Raw genomic sequence first — 15,733 nt, 5'->3', positions numbered from 1 at the left:
CGAACTGCTCGGCGCCGACGACAAGAAGCTGTCCACCGTGCGGGGCAAGAACATCTCGATGGTCTTCCAGGACCCGATGACCTCGCTCAACCCGGTCTATACCGTCGGTGCCCAGATCGCGGAGACGATCCTGGCCCACCACGACATCAGCAAGGACGCCGCACACAAGCAGGCCGTGGAACTGCTCGAACTGGTGCACATCCCGAAACCCGGAGCAGCGGGCGAAGGCGTATCCGCACGAGCTCTCCTCACCAGCCGTGGCAGACGCCCGCCGGGCACCCGGCACAGCCCGCGGCACAGACGACCCAGGTGCAGGGCGGGCAGGACCCGTCCGCGGCGGGCGGATCGGGCATGTTGTCGGGTGCGGCGAGCACGTTGTTCAGTGGTCAGTCCGACGCGCGGGCGGGTCGAGGCGGCCAGCCTGACGGGAGGTCGCGGCCGATCAGCGCGCTGCGCAGGCCGGGGCGCGGGCCGAGGAGGGCGAACCTCCAGCTCAAGCGGTTCGACCCGTGGTCGGTGCTGAAGCTGGCGCTGGTGCTGGGTGTGGCGCTGTTCTTCGTCTGGATGGTCGCGGTCGGTGTGCTCTACACGGTGCTCGACGGCATGGGCGTGTGGGAGAATATCAACGGCACCTACGACTCGCTGGTGGCCAGCGACGGCTCCGACGAGGGCCAGTTGATCACCGCGGGGACGGTCTTCGGGTTCTCCGCGATCGTGGGTGCGGTGAACATCGTGCTGATCGCGGCGTTGAGCACCGTCGGCGCGTTCATCTACAACGTGTGCGCCGATCTGGCGGGCGGCCTTGAGGTGACCTTGTCCGAGCGGGAGTGACCACCCCGCGACGAGACGCTGATCGGCGTGCGGTAAGCTGTTCAGCGTTACGGGCCCATAGCTCAGGCGGTTAGAGCGCTTCGCTGATAACGAAGAGGTCGGAGGTTCAAGTCCTCCTGGGCCCACGGACGAGCGGAAGCCGGTTCCCACATCGGGAACCGGCTTTTTTCGTGTCCGCCCGGCCGACCGGGCGGGCCGAGGTACCGATCGGGACCGTGAGGGGCGCGCCCGGTAACCGCGCCGCCCGGACGGGCACGGCGGTCGCCCGCGAGGCCGCCGCGGGGTGTTCGAGGGACTCGGGCGTGAACGGCTGTCCGTCACAGGCGTGACGCTGCCACGGTGCGCGTTCGATCGGTCGTGGGGCGGGTAGGAAACGGACACGACACCCTGTGACGAAGGGGGCCAGTGATGTCCGCTGCCCGTCCGGATTTTCTGCTCCAGGCGTTCGTCGATGCCGCGAACCAGATGGACGACTTCGCCATGGGCGTCACGCTCAGCGTGTCCGGTGGCCTCATCACGGGAGATCTGGTGACCGCACGGCGCTGGATGGAGGAGGTGGCCACCCTCGTCGAGCTGGAGGGGTCGGAGGCGGCCTACCACGTGGCGAACGTGTACCGGGAGCAGGCGGGCATCTACAAGATGCGTGCCGCGCAGAACCGGGGTGAGGTGCACGGTGAGGTGACCTACGTGCACCTGCGGGACAGCCAGTGGGTGCAGCCGTCCGGCCACCTCGGTCCTGAGCCCGGGGTTCACTGGCGTGGTCTGTTGACCGAGGTGGCCGGGTGGTCGCTCGGGCGCTTACCGGTCCCCGCCGTACAGGGTTGAGCCGCCCGTCGCGGTCTCGGCCCCGCATGCGCGCCGCGCCGAGAAGCCGACGCGCGGACAGTTGTTCCACGTGGAACCACCGCCGCTCGGGACAGCGCCGGAACTCGGTAGCGACCGGTGCGCCTGCTGGTTGCTACTGCTGGGACTGCTCGCGGGACTCGGCATCGGAGGCACGCCGCTCGGCGCGCTTGGCCTCCTCCTCCTTCTCCGCGGCGGCCTGCTGGGCCTGGCCCTTCTCCTGCTGGGCGTCGCCCTCGCGCTCCATCTCGTCGTTGCCGAGCACCGTGCCGAACGCTTCCTTCGCGCGGCCCTTGAGGTCCTCGACCGCGCCCTTGATGCCTTCCTGGCTCTCGTCGCGGTTGCCCATGTGGTCCCTCCTGCGTCAGGGGTTGACAACGCCGAGCTACCCGAGTGCCGTACCGGATAAACCAGGGAGGAACCTCGTGCAGTAGCATCACGACTGCACGGTCAGAAGGTTGTCGAGGAGGGCTTCACCGTGAAGAAGCTATTGGCACTCGCGGTTGTCGCGGGCGGCGTGTTCTTCGTGATCAAGCGCAACAAGGACGCCAAGGCGGAGGCCGACCTGTGGCGTGAAGCCACCGCGCCGACCGAACGCCCGATGGGTGGTGCGTCTCAGAACGGCAGCGCCCCGACCAAGGCGAGCTCGGACGCGACGAGCACGAACTGAGCTTTCCCGCGGGTATCATCGACCCGCGGCCCGGGGCTGTAGCTCAATCGGTAGAGCGCCGCTTTTGCAAGGCGGAGGTCAGGGGTTCGATTCCCCTCAGCTCCACAAGGTTCGATCCGGGCTCGCCGAGCCGGGCGGGCGGATGGCTGCGAGCGCACCTATACAGAGCTGTCGTTTCGGTGCCGGTCAGGCTCAGGTAGGTGCGGAAATCAGCGAGGACGTCGTACTTCGCGCCCCGGGACTCGCGTCAGGAGTCCACGGCCGAAGATGGTGTGGCGGGCTCGCCGGGGGTGCTCGCCGTCAGCGGAGGTCGTCGATCACGTAGGCGTCGGGCCTGCAGTATCCGGGCGCGTCCGGCCTCTGCATGATCACACCATTGAGCCACACCCGGTAGCCGCGCGCGAGCAGCCGGGCGCAGGCGTCGTGGCGAGCGGCGTTCACCCCGGCGACCATCCGTTCGAGACCTCGTCTTCCCGCCAGATCCTCACAGGCATCGATCAACCGTTCGAAGAGCTCGGGCGCGTTCGGGACCGGACGCACCGCTCCGAACTTGATGAAGCACGTGCCACAGCCGGCCTCGCCCGCGCCGCAGTGGCACACGGCGAACCCAAGGGACTCCGTGTCGTCATGCAGGAGCACGGTGTCGCCGAGCCCTGGGCCTGGGTCGCGTTGATCTCGTGTGTCAGGTCGAGGCCGTCGAAGACAGCGTCGGTCACTTCGAAACATCCGCGCACGATGTCACCGCGCTCGGTTTCGGGCGTTCCGGAGTACGTCGAGTAGCCGCGATTCCCGGTGCCTGGGGAAACCGGCTTTTCCATCAATGGCGTCAAGTACTGCGGCCAGAACCCGAACTTCTGGTACAGCCCGATGTGCCGCGGGCTCTGCGGGAAGGTGAACAGGCCAGCTTGGCGTACCTGCCACCGGTCGAACAGCTCCATCACGGGTCGCATCAGGTGGCTGGCGATTCCTTGCCCCCACAGATCCGGTCGTACCGTGATGGGTCCGAAGTACCCGAAGCTGCCCCAGTTGGTGACGAAATTGGAGCCCACGACCTCATCGTCGAGCTCCGCCACGAACGCCCAGCTCGGTTCGGCAGTGAATCGGGGCCGCACGTATTCCGCGTCCCCGAACACGGTGATCGGCTCCGGGATGCCGAGAAAGGTGCCGAAGGCTGTGCGCATGATCCGATTAGCGGTGTCCAGATGCTCCTCTCGAAGCGGGTGGATCGACACACCAGCGCCGGTAGGTCGTTGAGAGCCAGTGGTGGTCCGCATCGTTCACCTCCACTACCGGTGCTGCCCCCGAACTTCATGGTTGTCCCCTCCCGATGGGACGGCAACCCACACCGCCGGTGCGGGACGCCGCGACAGGGATGACCAAGGGACTTCCACACTCCCTGTTGCGGGTGGCGCCGACGTGAGCGACTCGAACCGCTCTCTGGGGCCGCGACCCCGGGGGCCGGAGACTCGACGAGCCGCCGGCCCCGGGAGTTCGCGTGTCAGAAGTGGCGGTACCAGCTCTGCCACTCGGACGTGGTGCAGCCGCGCGCGACGACGGTCCCGTAGTGGTCCGTGCTCAGGCAACGCCCGGTCGCGCGGTTCTGGAGCCGCCAGGTGCCGTCGCCCCACTCGTGCGGGTCCCAGGTCTGCCAGACCGTGCCGTTGCACGCGATCACTCGGAGCCCGTAGTCACTGTCGTCCAGGCACCGGTGGGTAACCACGTTCTGGTAGAACGTCTCCGTGTACGGGTTGGGCCAGGACGCGTCGATGTACCACTTCTGGTAGTCCATCCCGTTGCACGAGACCATCCGCAGGCCGTACGCGTTGCTGTCGTCGATGCACATGGTCTTCAGCGCCTGGTTCTCCAGCACCTCGTACGGCGCGTCCTGCGCCTGCGCCGTCGTGGTGTGGAAGCCCGCGCAGACGACAGCGAACACCACAGCCGTCAACCCCCGCAGCACTCGTCTCATGTGATCCCCTTTCGTCGCGTTATCACTCTGGGTGAAGCGCCGAAAGAGTACGAGTGAACACCTGCCGTGAGCAATCCTCTCAATGGATTAACGAGTTCACAGAGTGTAATACTTCGAGTGGTCCGAGGGCACACTCCTTCACACGAACGCGTGCTTCCGGCCAGCGCGGGCGGACGACACGCCGGGCCCGAGGGCGGCCCCTCGGAGTCCCGGGTCGTCGGTGGTGTCGGTTAGCCGCCCGCGATCCTCGGTGGCGTCCAGTCCGCGGTGAAGGCCATCCGGCGGATCGAGGCCGACCGCGGCAGCGCGCGGAGCACGGCGTTACGCGCGGCGATGACCAGCGGGTGACGCGGCCGGTTGCCCACGGCACCCGCGAACGCCGACGCCCGGACCACCTTCCGCGTGCGCGGCCCGCGTTCGGTGTCGTAACGGGCGAGTGCCTGCTCCATGTCGTGGTTCCGCGCGAGTGCCGCGGCGAGCACGACGGCGTCCTCGATCGCCTGGCAGCCACCCTGGCCGAGAAACGGCGTCATGGCGTGCGCGGCGTCGCCCAGCAGGACGGTCCGGCCCGACACGTAGGACGGCAGCGGGCGGCGCAGCACACGCAGGTCGTGCTGCAGGATCGCCGCCGCGGGGGTGTGCTCCACGAGTCTCCGGACGTCGTCGGGCCAGTCCCGCAGCCTGCGCCCCAGATACGCCTTGACATCGACGGGCCGCACACCGGGGCCCGCCGCCAGTGAGGCGTACCAGTAGCGGCGGTCGTCCGCGAGCGGCACGACCCCGAACTCCGTCCCCGGCCCCCACGTCACGCCCGGCGGCGGACTGTCCCCGGCGTCGGTGACCGCGCGGAACGCCGTGAACCCGGCGTGGACGGTGGCGGCGTGCGCGGGCCACAGTGCCGCGCGCGCACGACTGTCGATGCCGTCGGCGGCCACGACGAGGTCGGCGTGCTCGCGGACGCCGTCCCCGGACACGATCCCGCCCTCGGACGTCACCGAGGTGACCTCCACTCCCGTGCGCAGGCACTCGCGCGGCAGCGCGTCCCGGAGCAGGTCGATCAGCTGAGCCCGGTGCAGGCCGATGAGCGGTTTGCCGAACCGGCGTTCGAAGGCGGCACCGTCGAACCGGGCGAGTTCGCGGCCCTCGTGGTCGCGCAGCGCGCCGCTCGCCCGCGCCGTGAGCAGCGGGCGCAGGCGATCGCCGAGGCCCAGTTCCTCCAGCGCGCGCAGCGCGTTCGGCCACACGGTGATGCCCGCGCCCAGGGCCGTGAACTTGGTCGCCCGTTCGAGCACCGTCACCCGCCACCCCGCCGCGCGCAGGCCGAGCGCCGCCGAGAGCCCGCCGATCCCGCCCCCGATCACGATCGCCTTGCCCATGAGGCGCCCTCTCTACGGTTGTAAAGCATCGTAGGCGCCGTCGTGCGCGCTGGCCGCGCTGCTCGCTTGCTCGGCTGCCCGACAACCGAGCGGCACGTGCGGGTGGTCGTCGTGAGCCGATGGGAGAGGCCGCTCCTCGATCCCCGTCGCGATTACGGCCGGTCGCGTTCGGGCGTGTGCCCGGCGACCCCGTGGCGGAGCGGGCCGCTCGGAGGGGCGGCGCTGTCCGGCGACGCCGACGAGCCATGCCGGGTGTCGGCCGGCTTGCCGGTGCCGTCCCACTGGTCCCCGCCGGAGGGCTCGGCGCCCTCGGCGAGCTGCTGTCGCCGGGTCCGCAGCAGTTCGAGGACGGGGGTGCGGTTGCCGTGTCGCTCCTCGTGGTCGATCAGCCGTTCGATGTCGTCCGCCGACAGCGCGCGGATCTGATGCTGGAGCGTGGTGATCGGCAGTTCGTCGTAGTCAGGCAAGGGCAGCGCGTCGCCGGTGCTCATCGGGTGATCCTCTCTCTCAGACGGTCTCGCGGTGCCGCGGCGGCTGTCCGGTCGGCCCGCGGTCGCGCGAGCGTGGTTTCGAGTTCGCCCGTTGCGTCAGTTCCCCGGGACCGCGGTGATTCCCCGGTTCGGCGACGCGGTAAACCCGGCACCGGGGGCGGTGGCACGCCGTGCGCAATCTCTCGGCCGTGCGACTCCGCCGCGACGGCCCCTGTCTCGGCCGGAGACAATGCGGGTATGCGTACTACGCCGCTGGTCACGCAGTGCGGCTCGGTGGTGACGCTTCGGCCCGTGCTGGGCGTGTACCAGGTCGGCCGATGAGGGCGCCGTCAGGAGCGAGCAACTGATCTCGTCGCCGAGGTCTGAGAAACCCAGAGGCAGCACTGGACAAGGCGAGGAAAGAAGGCATGGAGCGGAAGCAGGTCGAATACTTCCTCGCTGTCGCGGCGCATGGGAGCTTCACCAGTGCCGCGAACTCCTTGAGGGTTTCCCAACCGTCGTTGTCGTACGGCATTCGTGCGCTGGAAAAGGAACTGGGCGCAACGCTTTTCCGTCGCCTCGGCCGGGGCGTGGTGCTGACTTCTACCGGAGAGGCTCTGCTGGCCCCGGCCCGTGAAGTCATCCGCGACTTCTCGAAACTGCAGACCGAGGCACGGCGCGTGACGGAGCTGATGTCCGGCCGGCTGGACATCGTTGCCGTGACCACTCTGGCGATCGATCCGCTGGCGGCGTTCGTCGGCGAGTTCCGTAACCGCTACCCCGGCGTCGAGCTCAGCATCAGCGACCCCGAGAACGCTGCCGCCGTCGTCGACCTGGTCCGCCGCGGTCATCGCGAACTGGGGCTGACCGAGCGGAACATCGCGGCGGACGGCGTGGAGACGTTCCACCTTCCGGAGCAGGAGGTGTTCGCCGTGCTCCCACCCGGGACCGAGCTTTCGGATTCGGTCCCGGTGTCGGTGCGGGAGCTCGCCACCCTCGACATCGTCACGACACCCCCGGGAACCACGAGTCGTAGCTTCGTGGACGAGGTCGTGCCGAGCATCGGAGCGACCTTGCGCATCGCAGTGGAGGTCACCCACCGTGCCGCCATCGTGCCCTTGGTCCTTGCCGGGGCGGGAGCGACGTTGTTGCCAGGCCGTCTTGCTCGCGATGCCGCCGCTCTCGGCGCCGTGATCGCCCCGCTCGATCCACCCGTGACCCGCCACGGGGTCCTGGTCTTCCCGCCGGGCCCGCTTTCCCCGGCGGCACAGGCATTCGTCGATCTCGTCGTGCGACGCTGCGCGCCCGACGACGCGGCTTCCGGCGACCCGGCGCGGTCCTGAGCATCACGAGCGAAAAAAACTCTCTATCGCTGCCCCTCGAAATTCGTCTAGGTCGACCACGTTCAGCGCGTTGATCGACGAACACCCGCATGGCAGCCTCTGAAACAGTCACAACGAATCGTACGGGCGAGCGCGCACTGTGCCATCAGCAGTGCGGTGCCGCCGAAGAATTGATGTCGAGTCGGGTCACCGTTGACCTGGAGCTCGTCTGCCGAGGCAGCCGTGAGCGCCTCCAACTTGGTGAGTAATCCTTTGCTATGAATACATCAAAAAATATCCCAGCGGCCGGAAAGGCCGTTTTCGTCACCTCGATCGCGCTTTCCGCGCTGGTCGTCCTGTGGGGCGTGGTGTGGCCGGCGAGTTTCGGCGCTGTCACCGCGCGACTGCTCGACTTGGTCGTGGTGGACCTGAGCTGGTTCTTCCTGCTCGCGGCGAACCTGTTCCTGGTTTTCGTCATCTACCTTGGTTTCAGTAGGTATGGAAGAATCAAGCTGGGCAAGAAGGACGACAAGCCGGATTTCGGACGCCCGTCGTGGTTCGCCATGATGTTCCAGGCCGGAATGGGTCCCGCCATCATCTTCTGGGGCCTGGCCGAGCCGCTGTCGCACTACGTCAACGTGCCCTTCGGTCTGGCCGAACCCGGCACATCCGAGGCCGCTGGGGTGGCCATCCAGTACTCCTTCTTCCACTGGGCATTGCACCCGTGGGCGATTTATGCCGTCGCGGGCCTGGCCGTGGCCTACTTCAGCCATCGCAAAGGGGAAAGGGGACTGCTCAGCGCCATTTTTCGCCCTCTTCTCGGGAACCGTGTTGACGGGCCGGTGGGCAAGACCATCGACACCCTGGCCGTGCTGGCGGTGGTGTTCGGCATCGCCGTCGCTCTGGGCCAGGCCGGGCTCCAGATGACAGCCGGACTTGGCGAGACCTTCGGCGTGCCCAACACAGTGTTCGTGCAGCTGGCCGTGCTGGGTCTGACCACCCTGGCGTTCATGGCCTCGGCGACGACGAGAATCGAACACGGCATCAAGTGGCTGTCCAACATCAGCATGCTGATCGCGCCGCTGCTGTTCGTGTTCTACTTCATCGTCGGCCCGACCGCCACGCAGCTCAACGTCCTGACCGAGGGCACTGGCGATTACCTGACCAACCTCGTCCCGATGAGCTTCCGGCTCGACGCGTTCAGCTTCGACGCCGAGTGGATGGGTAGCTGGACGGTCTTCTACTGGTCCTGGTGGATCGCCTGGGCTCCGTATGTGGGGCTGTTCATGGCACGCATCTCCCGTGGACGCACCATTCGCGAGTTCGTCGCGGCGACCGTGCTGTTCCCCAGCGTGGTCAGCATGATCTGGATCGCCGTGTTCGGCGGAGCGGCCCTGCAGCTCGCCCGCAGCGGCGAGGCCTCCGCGATCGCCGAAACCGTCGAGCAGAGCCCGGCGGCCGGCATGTTCCTGTTCATCCAGGAATACCCGCTTCCGTTCCTCCTGTCGATCATCACATTGGTGGTGCTGTGGGTGTTCTTCGTCGCGGGCGCGGACGCCGGCACCGTCGTGCTGGGCGAACTGTCCACCGGCGGACTATCGAATCCCAAGACCTGGGTACGAATCCTTTGGGGCGTTCTGCTGGCCGGCGTCGCCGCCGTCCTGCTCGTCACCGGCGGACTCGGCGGGCTTCAGAAGGCATCGGTACTGACAGGGACACCTTTCGCGATCATCCTGGTCGGCATTTGCATCGCCTTCTACAAGCACCTCCGAAAGGAGCACGGCCCTTCCAAGGGAGAAGACCCGCGATGGAACGACTGGTTCGCGTCGAAGACCTCTGGCGAAGATGGCGAGTATGCGGAGCTGGTGCGCCGTACCCCCGGCGCGGTAGCGGATGGTGCGCCGGATCGCTCCGACGGTAGTGCGTGAGACCGCTGTGACACGAGGTCAGGATCATTCGCGCCGGAACGGCTTCGTGGGCCTGGCCAGGCGCGACCTGCCTCGACCGAACAGCGTGGCCGCCGGTCGGTGTCCTGGAACCTTCGCTCGCTGGCCTACATCGAAGGAGTACGCATGACAGCGACGGATTGCTCCGAGCGGCCTCGGCGTTGGCCGCGCGAGCTGTATGCGACGGGGACGGAACCCGATCCTCGTTTCACGCTGGCCAACGAACGGACCTTCCTCGCCTGGTTGAGGACAGCCTTGTCCTTGATGGCAGCCGGAGTCGCACTCCTAGCCGTCCACATCGAGCCGACGACCGGCATAGTGTGGACGTCGTTGGCGATCGGCTTGATCAGCACGGGAGTGGTGTGCAGCGCCTGTGCTTTCCGGCGCTGGTACGCGACCGAACGCGCGCTGCGAGCTGGTAAGCCCCTGCCCGCGCCCCGGCTCGGCCCTGTCCTCGGCTACGGCCTTGCCATGTTCGGCCTCACCGCGAGCTTCCTGCTCGTCGTCAGTGGAGCGTGACACGTGTATGACGAACCGTGGGACCCTGGCTTGCAAATCGAGCGCACTTCTCTGGCATGGCTGCGCACCGCGCTGGCCATCCTGGTCGGTATCGCCATCGCCATCAGAATTCTGGCATACCACGAACCCGGTACCGCGATCGTAGTCGCGGTGGGCTTCGTCCCCCTCGCGACGTTTCTCTCCTGGCGCGCCTGGCGTCGCTACCGATGCGGTGAGCGCAACCTGCGAGCCCAGGCTCCGTTGCCCGACGGAGTACTTCCCGCGGGTTTCACCGTCCTCGCCTGCGCCGCGGGCTGTATGGCTATCGGCTACGCCGTGCTCGTGCCCCGGCCTTGATGATGTCGGACCGGAGCACGCTGATGGTCAGGCGGTGCGGGCGCAGCGGAACCCGACGTTGCCGGTGGAGGTGTCCGGGGTGAGTCCCTGCCGGGCGGAGACGCGGTAGCGGCGGCAGTAGGACTCGTGGCAGAGGTACGAGCCGCCGCGGGCACTGCGGTGCGTTCCGCGCTGTGGTCCCCGCGGATTCGTCCGGCGGTCGCGGGTGTGGAACGTGGGGTGGAACCAGTCCGCGCACCACTCCCAGACGTTGCCGGTGGTGTTGTGCAAGCCGAATCCGTTGGGCGGGTACTCGGTGACGGGGCACGTGCCGTACCACCCGTCCGCGCGGGTGTTGTGCTGCGGGAAGGACCCTTGCCAGACGTTCATCAGATGGTTGCCGGCGGGTTCGAGCTCGTCGCCCCACGGGAACGCGCACCCGCTCAAACCTCCCCTGGCGGCGTACTCCCATTCGGCTTCCGTCGGCAGACGCAGTCCTGACCAGGCGCAATACGCCTGCGCGTCGGCCCACGAGACATGCACGACAGGATGATCCTGGAGTCGCGACACATCGGATTGCGGACCTTCGGGGTGCTGCCAGTCAGCTCCCTCGACCTGGCGCCACCACGGGGCCGTGGTGACTCCTCGGGTGGGCGGGAAGTCGTCGGGCAGCAGTCCGGCGAAGACGAACGACCAGCCCCACCGCTCGGCTTCGGTGCGATAGCCGGTTGCGGAGACGAACTCGGCGAACTCGCGATTGGACACCGCGGTGCGGCTGATCCAGAACGAGTCGAGCCGGACCGGCCGAATCGGGCCTTCGCCGTCTTCGGCGTAGGCCCGGGAATCGTCGGTGCCCATCAGGAATTCGTCGACGTCGAGTAGCACCATGCCGCGGGTGTTTCCCTCCGTACCGAGTGGCGCGGAGGAGGACGTGCTCGGCCGGCCCGCGGACGGTGCGCAGCAGCGTGGTTTCTCAGTCATGGCTGGCCTTCGGAAGTCGGGTGTGACGGGGCCGGGGGCCTGGCGAGGGCAGGAACCCGGCCCCGCTACCTCGCGCGCGGATGCGGGCCGAGTCCGCGGGTGCGGTGACTCACTCGTGCGCGGTGCGGAAGGCCTCTTGGGCCTCCGCGTCGGACCACTGGTCGTCGTCGAGGTCGACCCGGACCTGCTTGAGCCTGCCGGTGAAGGCGTTGTCCACCGGCAGGTAGTCGTCGGTGACCGGGCTGGCCCGGTCGCAGCCGATGTCGAAGGTCTCGTCGAAGGCGAAGTAGTACGGGATCGTCTGGTCCACCCGGACCGATCCCGACTCGACGCCGTCGACGTGCAGGGTGGCGGTGCCGCCCTTGCCGACGCCGCCGCCGTCGTAGTCGAACCGCAGCCGGACCTCGTGCTCGCCGGCGGACAGCGGCTCGGAGGCGCGGACGGTGTCGACCTTGATGCCCATCTCGTTGTAGGCGTAGGCGGGCCTGCCCTCGTGCAGGTACAGCGACCAGCCGCCGAACCTCCCGCCCTGGGCCACCAGCACACCGTCGGCGCCGCCCTCGGGCACCTCGACCTGCGCGGTCAGGGTGTGCGAGCGGTTCTTGACGTTGGGCGCGGTCTCCTCGGTGAGCCGTGTGGCGTTGCCGTGAAAGCGCACCGACCTGCGGTCGCCCATCAGGTCCAGACGCCCGGCCTCGCGGGGGTTCTCCCGCTCGGTCATCCGGTCGTCCAGCGGGAACACGTTGTGCTTGGCGGCCTCGACCAAAAAGAGCTGCTGCAACTCACGCAGTTTGTCCGGGCGCTGCGCGGAGATGTCGCGCGCCTGGGTCCAGTCGACGTTGGTGTCGTAGAGCTCCCACGTGTCGTCGTCGAAGGAACGGCGCTTGCCGTCTTGGACCATCTCCCAGGGCGTGCCGTGGCGGGTGACCGCCATCCAGCCGTCCTGGTAGATGCCTCGGTTGCCGACCATCTCGAAGTACTGCACGCGGTGCTGGTCGGGCGCCTGGGCCTCGTTGAAGCTGTAGAGCATGCTGGTGCCCTCGATGGGCTGCTGCGCGATGCCGTTGACCTCGCTCGGGTGCGGCAACCCGGCGGCTTCCAGCACGGTCGGCAGCACGTCGATCACGTGGTGGAACTGCTCGCGCAGCCCGCCGCTCTCGTGAATTCCGTTCGGCCAGTGCACGATCATGCCGTCGCGGGTGCCGCCGAAGTGCGAGGCGACCTGCTTGGTCCACTGGAACGGCGTGTTCATCGCCAGTGCCCAGCCCACCGGGTAGTGCGCGTGCGTGGTGGCGTCGCCCAGCGCCTCGTCGTGTTGGTTGATCATCTCGGCGCTGTCCGGGATGCCGGAGGCGAAGCGGTGCTCGTTGAGCGTGCCGCCCAGACCGCCCTCGGCGGAGGCGCCGTTGTCGCCCAGGATGTAGACGAACAGGGTGTTGTCCAGCTCGCCCATCTCGTCGAGGGCGTCGACGAACCGGCCGACCTGGTCGTCGGTGTGCTCGGCGAAGCCCGCGTAGAGCTCCATCAGCGAGGCCGCGGAACGCTTCTCCTCCTCGGAGAGCTCGTCCCAGTGCGGCACGCCCTCGGCCCACGGGGCCAGCTCGGCGTCCTGCGGGACCACGCCGAGCTCCTTCTGCCTCCGCAGGGTGATCTCGCGCTGGCGGTCCCAGCCGTGGTCGAACGTGCCCCGGTAGCGCTCCCGGTACTCCTGGGGCACATGGTACGGCGCGTGGGTGGCGCCGAAGGGCATGTAGACGAAGAAGGGGTTGTCCGGCTTGAGCGCGGTCTGGTCGCGCACCCAGTCGATGGCCTTGTCCACCATGTCCTCGGACAGGTGGTAGCCGTCCTCGGGCTTGCGGTCCGGCTCCACCGGGTTGGTGCCGTCGAACAGCACCGGGTACCAGTGGTTCATCTCGGCGCACAGGAAGCCGTAGAACTTGTCGAAGCCCTCGCCGGTGGGCCAGCGGTCGAACGGCCCGGCCGCGCTGACGTCCCGAGCGGGGGTCTGGTGCCACTTGCCGAAGGCCGCGGTGTTGTAGCCGTTGCCCTGCAGGATCTGACCGATGGTGGCGGCGCTCCGCGGCCGGATGCCGCAGTAACCGGGAGCGGCGCTGGACATCTCGGTGGTCACGCCCATGCCGACCGAGTGGTGGTTGCGACCGGTGAGCAGCGACTGCCGGGTCGGCGAGCAGATCGCGGTGACGTGGAACCGGTTGTAGCGCAGACCGCCGTCGGCCAGCCGGTCGGCCGTGGGCATGTGGCAGGGACCGCCGAACGCGCTCGGCGCGCCGAAGCCCATGTCGTCGATGAGCACCACGACCACGTTCGGGGCGCCCTGCGGCGGGCGCAGCGGCTGCCGCGGCTCGAACGCCGGGTTCTGATCGCGCGCGTCGAGCGCCGTCGCCGACGGCTGCTGCGGATCCGGGATCGGCAGCCGCTCACGGGATGGGAGCGGGTTCCGCACTTCTCTGTTCTCCTCGAATGTCCGGGTTGGAGCCGTCTCGAAATCTTTCTGCTGGAGCATCAGGGCGGCAGGCGCGCAATCCGATTTCCTGTCCGCCGCGAACGTAGCTTCGCACGACTACCGAACCCATTCAACGCGTGTGGCGGTGCCGACCTAGACGGATTTCGAACGGCGCCGATAAACGCTCTCTTTGGCTCCTTGTCCTGGAGTTCGCCGCGATGATGGCGTCCGTTTGATTGGAATGGTCCCGCGGGGGCGTCGTCCGAGTTCGCCCGCCTGTTGTTCCCCGTGATCGCGGTGATTCCCCCGGTGCGGTGCCGCCGTAAACCACCGCCGGGGCGTCCGGCGGGCCGTGCGGAATCTCTCCACTGCGCGCCTCCGCCGCGACGGCCCCGGCCCCGGCCGGAGACAATGCGGGTATGAGCACTACGCCGCTGGTCACGCTGTCCGACTCGGTGACGATGCCCCAGCTCGGGCTGGGCGTGTACAAGGTGTCGCCGGAGCAGGCGGTCGAGGTGGTCACCTACGCCCTGGGCGCCGGGTACCGCTCGATCGACACCGCCACCCTGTACGGCAACGAACGCGAGGTCGGCGAGGCGGTCCGGGGCAGTGATGTGCCGCGCGAGGACGTGTTCGTCACCACGAAACTCTGGAACGACGCGCACGGTTACGACGCCGCCCTGCGTGCCTTCGACCGCAGCGCCGCCGAGCTGGACCTCGGTGTCGTGGACCTCTACCTCATCCACTGGCCGGTTCCGGAGCGGGACCTCTACGTGGACACCTGGCGGGCGCTGCTGCGGCTGCGGGAGGAGGGCCGGGTGCGCGCGGTCGGCGTGTCCAACTTCGAGCCGGAACACCTGCGGCGGCTGGCCGACGAGACCGGCGAGGTGCCCTCGATCAACCAGGTCGAACTCCATCCGCTGTTGCAGCAGCGCCGCCTGCGCGAGGCGCACGCGGAGCTGGGCGTGGTCACGGAGGCGTGGGCGCCGTTGGCCCGGGGACGGCTGACCGACGACGAGACGATCGGCCGCATCGCCGCCAAGCACGGCCGCACGCCGGGGCAGGTCATCCTGCGCTGGCACCTCGACATCGGCAACGTCGTGATCCCGAAGTCGGTGACGCCGTCCCGGATCAGCGAGAATTTCGCGGTCGCCGACTTCGCCCTCGACGCCGACGACCTCGCGGCCATCGGCGGGCTGGACGCGAACGGGCGCACCGGTCGGCACCCGAACGACCCGAGCTGACCACGGCTGTCCGCACCCGCCGTCGCGGTTCGGGTGGTGGCGGACGCCGCCGACGCGGTCGGTGCGCCTGACGGCGACGCGCACCGCACCACGCGCGACGGCGAGGGCAGCGCGCTTGCGCCCGATTCACCCGGGCATTGGGCCGGGTTCCAGCGCGAGACCGGTGAGGAAGGCGGTCGCGGCCGGAGTGCGGTCCGCGCGGTTCCAGACCAGGTACTCCACCCGCCCGGGCGCGTCGGTGACCGGGACGGTGACCACGCCGGAGAGCCGCGGCGTGTAGGCGGCGGGCAGCAGGCCGACGCCGAGGCCCTGCTGGATGAGCCGTGCCATCAGGTCGGCCGTGCTCACCTCGAAGGCCACGTCACGGTCCAGCCGCGCGGCGGCGAACGCCTGGTCGGACTGCGCACGCCCTGCGGTGTTGGCAGGGAAGTCGACGAACAGCTCGGAGGCGAGCCCGCGCAGATCGACGCTGTCCGCCTCGGCCAGCGGGTGCTCCGGTGCCACCACGGCGACGAGCCGGTCCCGTGCCAGCTCGTGGACGCCGACTCCGGTGGGAGTGTCGGTGGCGGGCAGCCCGAGAAAGCCCACGTCGAGCACGCCCCGTTTGACCTGGTCCACCAGTTCCTCGCTGGTGCCGACGCGCAGGCCGATCCGCACGTGCGGATACCGCGCGCGGAAGTCGTGCAGCGCGGCGGGGACGTCGACGGCGGCGACGGTGGGGATCACTCCGACCGCGAGCCGTCCGCGTACCTCGCCGACGGCCGCCGCGACCTCCGCGGCGGC

General features: G+C 68.7%; 17 protein-coding genes, 2 tRNA genes and 1 pseudogene. 11 read left to right on the top strand and 9 right to left on the bottom strand.

Annotated elements, in window-relative coordinates; all coding sequences use genetic code 11:
• The 4 genes and pseudogenes from SACSA_RS26585 to SACSA_RS0103815 form a co-directional block, all read left to right on the top strand.
• Window positions 1-248 (top strand): annotated as a pseudogene (locus tag SACSA_RS26585) (ABC transporter ATP-binding protein); the annotation flags it as partial.
• Window positions 232-831, top strand: coding sequence for a DUF3566 domain-containing protein (locus SACSA_RS21345; RefSeq protein ID WP_157596599.1), 600 nt, complete (start codon window positions 232-234; stop codon window positions 829-831). The pseudogene SACSA_RS26585 and the gene SACSA_RS21345, both read left to right, overlap by 17 nt.
• A 51-nt stretch (window positions 832-882) precedes the next feature.
• Window positions 883-956: transfer RNA gene (locus SACSA_RS0103820), tRNA-Ile, on the top strand.
• A gap of 283 nt (window positions 957-1,239) precedes the next feature.
• On the top strand, window positions 1,240-1,656 hold the full coding sequence (locus SACSA_RS0103815) for a hypothetical protein (protein WP_019813647.1): 417 nt from the start codon (window positions 1,240-1,242) through the stop codon (window positions 1,654-1,656).
• A gap of 133 nt (window positions 1,657-1,789) precedes the next feature.
• Here the strand turns inward: SACSA_RS0103815 and SACSA_RS0103810 are convergent, their stop codons facing one another.
• Complete coding sequence (locus SACSA_RS0103810) at window positions 1,790-2,023, bottom strand: CsbD family protein (protein WP_019813646.1); 234 nt, start codon at window positions 2,021-2,023, stop codon at window positions 1,790-1,792.
• Between the two features lie 129 nt (window positions 2,024-2,152).
• Between SACSA_RS0103810 and SACSA_RS0103805 the strand changes: the two genes are divergently transcribed.
• Both SACSA_RS0103805 and SACSA_RS0103800 read left to right on the top strand, forming a co-directional pair.
• Window positions 2,153-2,344 (top strand): DLW-39 family protein, encoded by a 192-nt coding sequence (locus tag SACSA_RS0103805; protein ID WP_019813644.1) that lies wholly within the window; start codon window positions 2,153-2,155, stop codon window positions 2,342-2,344.
• A 32-nt stretch (window positions 2,345-2,376) separates the two neighbouring features.
• Window positions 2,377-2,449: transfer RNA gene (locus tag SACSA_RS0103800), tRNA-Ala, on the top strand.
• Window positions 2,450-2,644: 195 nt separating this feature from the next.
• Here the strand turns inward: SACSA_RS0103800 and SACSA_RS25055 are convergent.
• The 5 genes from SACSA_RS25055 to SACSA_RS0103780 form a co-directional block, all read right to left on the bottom strand.
• Window positions 2,645-2,785 (bottom strand): hypothetical protein, encoded by a 141-nt coding sequence (locus SACSA_RS25055; RefSeq protein WP_157596594.1) that lies wholly within the window; start codon window positions 2,783-2,785, stop codon window positions 2,645-2,647.
• A gap of 56 nt (window positions 2,786-2,841) precedes the next feature.
• The gene (locus tag SACSA_RS0103795; RefSeq protein ID WP_232212822.1) at window positions 2,842-3,576 is read right to left on the bottom strand and encodes a GNAT family N-acetyltransferase; all 735 of its coding nucleotides are present in this window, start codon (window positions 3,574-3,576) and stop codon (window positions 2,842-2,844) included.
• Window positions 3,577-3,842: 266 nt separating this feature from the next.
• A complete protein-coding gene (locus SACSA_RS0103790) occupies window positions 3,843-4,313 on the bottom strand; it encodes an RICIN domain-containing protein (RefSeq protein ID WP_028661514.1) in 471 nt (156 codons plus the stop codon).
• Between the two features lie 230 nt (window positions 4,314-4,543).
• Complete coding sequence (locus tag SACSA_RS0103785; RefSeq protein ID WP_019813640.1) at window positions 4,544-5,689, bottom strand: FAD-dependent monooxygenase; 1,146 nt, start codon at window positions 5,687-5,689, stop codon at window positions 4,544-4,546.
• 152 nt (window positions 5,690-5,841) lie between these two features.
• On the bottom strand, window positions 5,842-6,180 hold the full coding sequence (locus tag SACSA_RS0103780) for a hypothetical protein (RefSeq protein ID WP_019813638.1): 339 nt from the start codon (window positions 6,178-6,180) through the stop codon (window positions 5,842-5,844).
• A 407-nt stretch (window positions 6,181-6,587) separates the two neighbouring features.
• Between SACSA_RS0103780 and SACSA_RS0103775 the strand changes: the two genes are divergently transcribed.
• The 4 genes from SACSA_RS0103775 to SACSA_RS24115 all read left to right on the top strand — a co-directional run bounded on the left by SACSA_RS0103775 (window position 6,588) and on the right by SACSA_RS24115 (window position 10,282).
• Window positions 6,588-7,502, top strand: coding sequence for a LysR family transcriptional regulator (locus SACSA_RS0103775; protein WP_019813636.1), 915 nt, complete (start codon window positions 6,588-6,590; stop codon window positions 7,500-7,502).
• 257 nt (window positions 7,503-7,759) lie between these two features.
• Entirely contained in the window at window positions 7,760-9,409 is a 1,650-nt protein-coding gene (locus SACSA_RS0103770; protein WP_083940135.1) for a BCCT family transporter, read from the top strand.
• Between the two features lie 144 nt (window positions 9,410-9,553).
• On the top strand, window positions 9,554-9,946 hold the full coding sequence (locus tag SACSA_RS0103765) for a YidH family protein (protein WP_019813634.1): 393 nt from the start codon (window positions 9,554-9,556) through the stop codon (window positions 9,944-9,946).
• A 3-nt stretch (window positions 9,947-9,949) separates the two neighbouring features.
• Window positions 9,950-10,282 carry a YidH family protein gene (locus SACSA_RS24115; protein WP_019813633.1) on the top strand — a complete coding sequence of 111 codons (333 nt, stop codon included), beginning with the start codon at window positions 9,950-9,952 and terminating at the stop codon, window positions 10,280-10,282.
• Window positions 10,283-10,309: 27 nt separating this feature from the next.
• Here SACSA_RS24115 and SACSA_RS0103755 read toward each other — a convergent pair whose 3' ends face one another.
• Together SACSA_RS0103755 and SACSA_RS0103750 are read right to left on the bottom strand one after the other, a co-directional pair.
• Window positions 10,310-11,242 (bottom strand): formylglycine-generating enzyme family protein, encoded by a 933-nt coding sequence (locus SACSA_RS0103755; RefSeq protein WP_157596593.1) that lies wholly within the window; start codon window positions 11,240-11,242, stop codon window positions 10,310-10,312.
• Between the two features lie 109 nt (window positions 11,243-11,351).
• On the bottom strand, window positions 11,352-13,706 hold the full coding sequence (locus SACSA_RS0103750) for an arylsulfatase (RefSeq protein ID WP_019813631.1): 2,355 nt from the start codon (window positions 13,704-13,706) through the stop codon (window positions 11,352-11,354).
• Between the two features lie 419 nt (window positions 13,707-14,125).
• On the opposite strand from SACSA_RS0103750, the gene SACSA_RS0103745 reads away from it, so the two are divergent.
• Entirely contained in the window at window positions 14,126-14,950 is an 825-nt protein-coding gene (locus SACSA_RS0103745) for an aldo/keto reductase (protein ID WP_019813630.1), read from the top strand.
• Between the two features lie 126 nt (window positions 14,951-15,076).
• On the opposite strand, the gene SACSA_RS21335 is transcribed toward SACSA_RS0103745, so the two are convergent.
• A partial coding sequence (locus SACSA_RS21335) for a LysR substrate-binding domain-containing protein (RefSeq protein WP_048876385.1) occupies window positions 15,077-15,733 on the bottom strand: 657 nt, incomplete at its 5' end.

The organism is Saccharomonospora saliphila YIM 90502 (genome assembly GCF_000383795.1).
Classification (GTDB): Bacteria; Actinomycetota; Actinomycetes; order Mycobacteriales; family Pseudonocardiaceae; genus Saccharomonospora; species Saccharomonospora saliphila.
The sequence above is the reverse complement of the archived record's forward strand: the minus strand, read 5'-3'. Positions and strand labels throughout refer to the sequence as shown.

Coding starts and splice junctions, on each gene's coding strand:
- SACSA_RS0103815 (WP_019813647.1), top strand. CDS start 1,240: ATGTCCGCTGCCCGTCCGGATTTTCTGCTCCAGGCGTTCGTCGATGCC.
- SACSA_RS0103810 (WP_019813646.1), bottom strand. CDS start 2,023: ATGGGCAACCGCGACGAGAGCCAGGAAGGCATCAAGGGCGCGGTCGAG.
- SACSA_RS0103790 (WP_028661514.1), bottom strand. CDS start 4,313: ATGAGACGAGTGCTGCGGGGGTTGACGGCTGTGGTGTTCGCTGTCGTC.
- SACSA_RS0103785 (WP_019813640.1), bottom strand. CDS start 5,689: ATGGGCAAGGCGATCGTGATCGGGGGCGGGATCGGCGGGCTCTCGGCG.
- SACSA_RS0103780 (WP_019813638.1), bottom strand. CDS start 6,180: ATGAGCACCGGCGACGCGCTGCCCTTGCCTGACTACGACGAACTGCCG.
- SACSA_RS0103775 (WP_019813636.1), top strand. CDS start 6,588: ATGGAGCGGAAGCAGGTCGAATACTTCCTCGCTGTCGCGGCGCATGGG.
- SACSA_RS0103770 (WP_083940135.1), top strand. CDS start 7,760: ATGAATACATCAAAAAATATCCCAGCGGCCGGAAAGGCCGTTTTCGTC.
- SACSA_RS0103765 (WP_019813634.1), top strand. CDS start 9,554: ATGACAGCGACGGATTGCTCCGAGCGGCCTCGGCGTTGGCCGCGCGAG.
- SACSA_RS0103755 (WP_157596593.1), bottom strand. CDS start 11,242: ATGACTGAGAAACCACGCTGCTGCGCACCGTCCGCGGGCCGGCCGAGC.
- SACSA_RS0103745 (WP_019813630.1), top strand. CDS start 14,126: ATGAGCACTACGCCGCTGGTCACGCTGTCCGACTCGGTGACGATGCCC.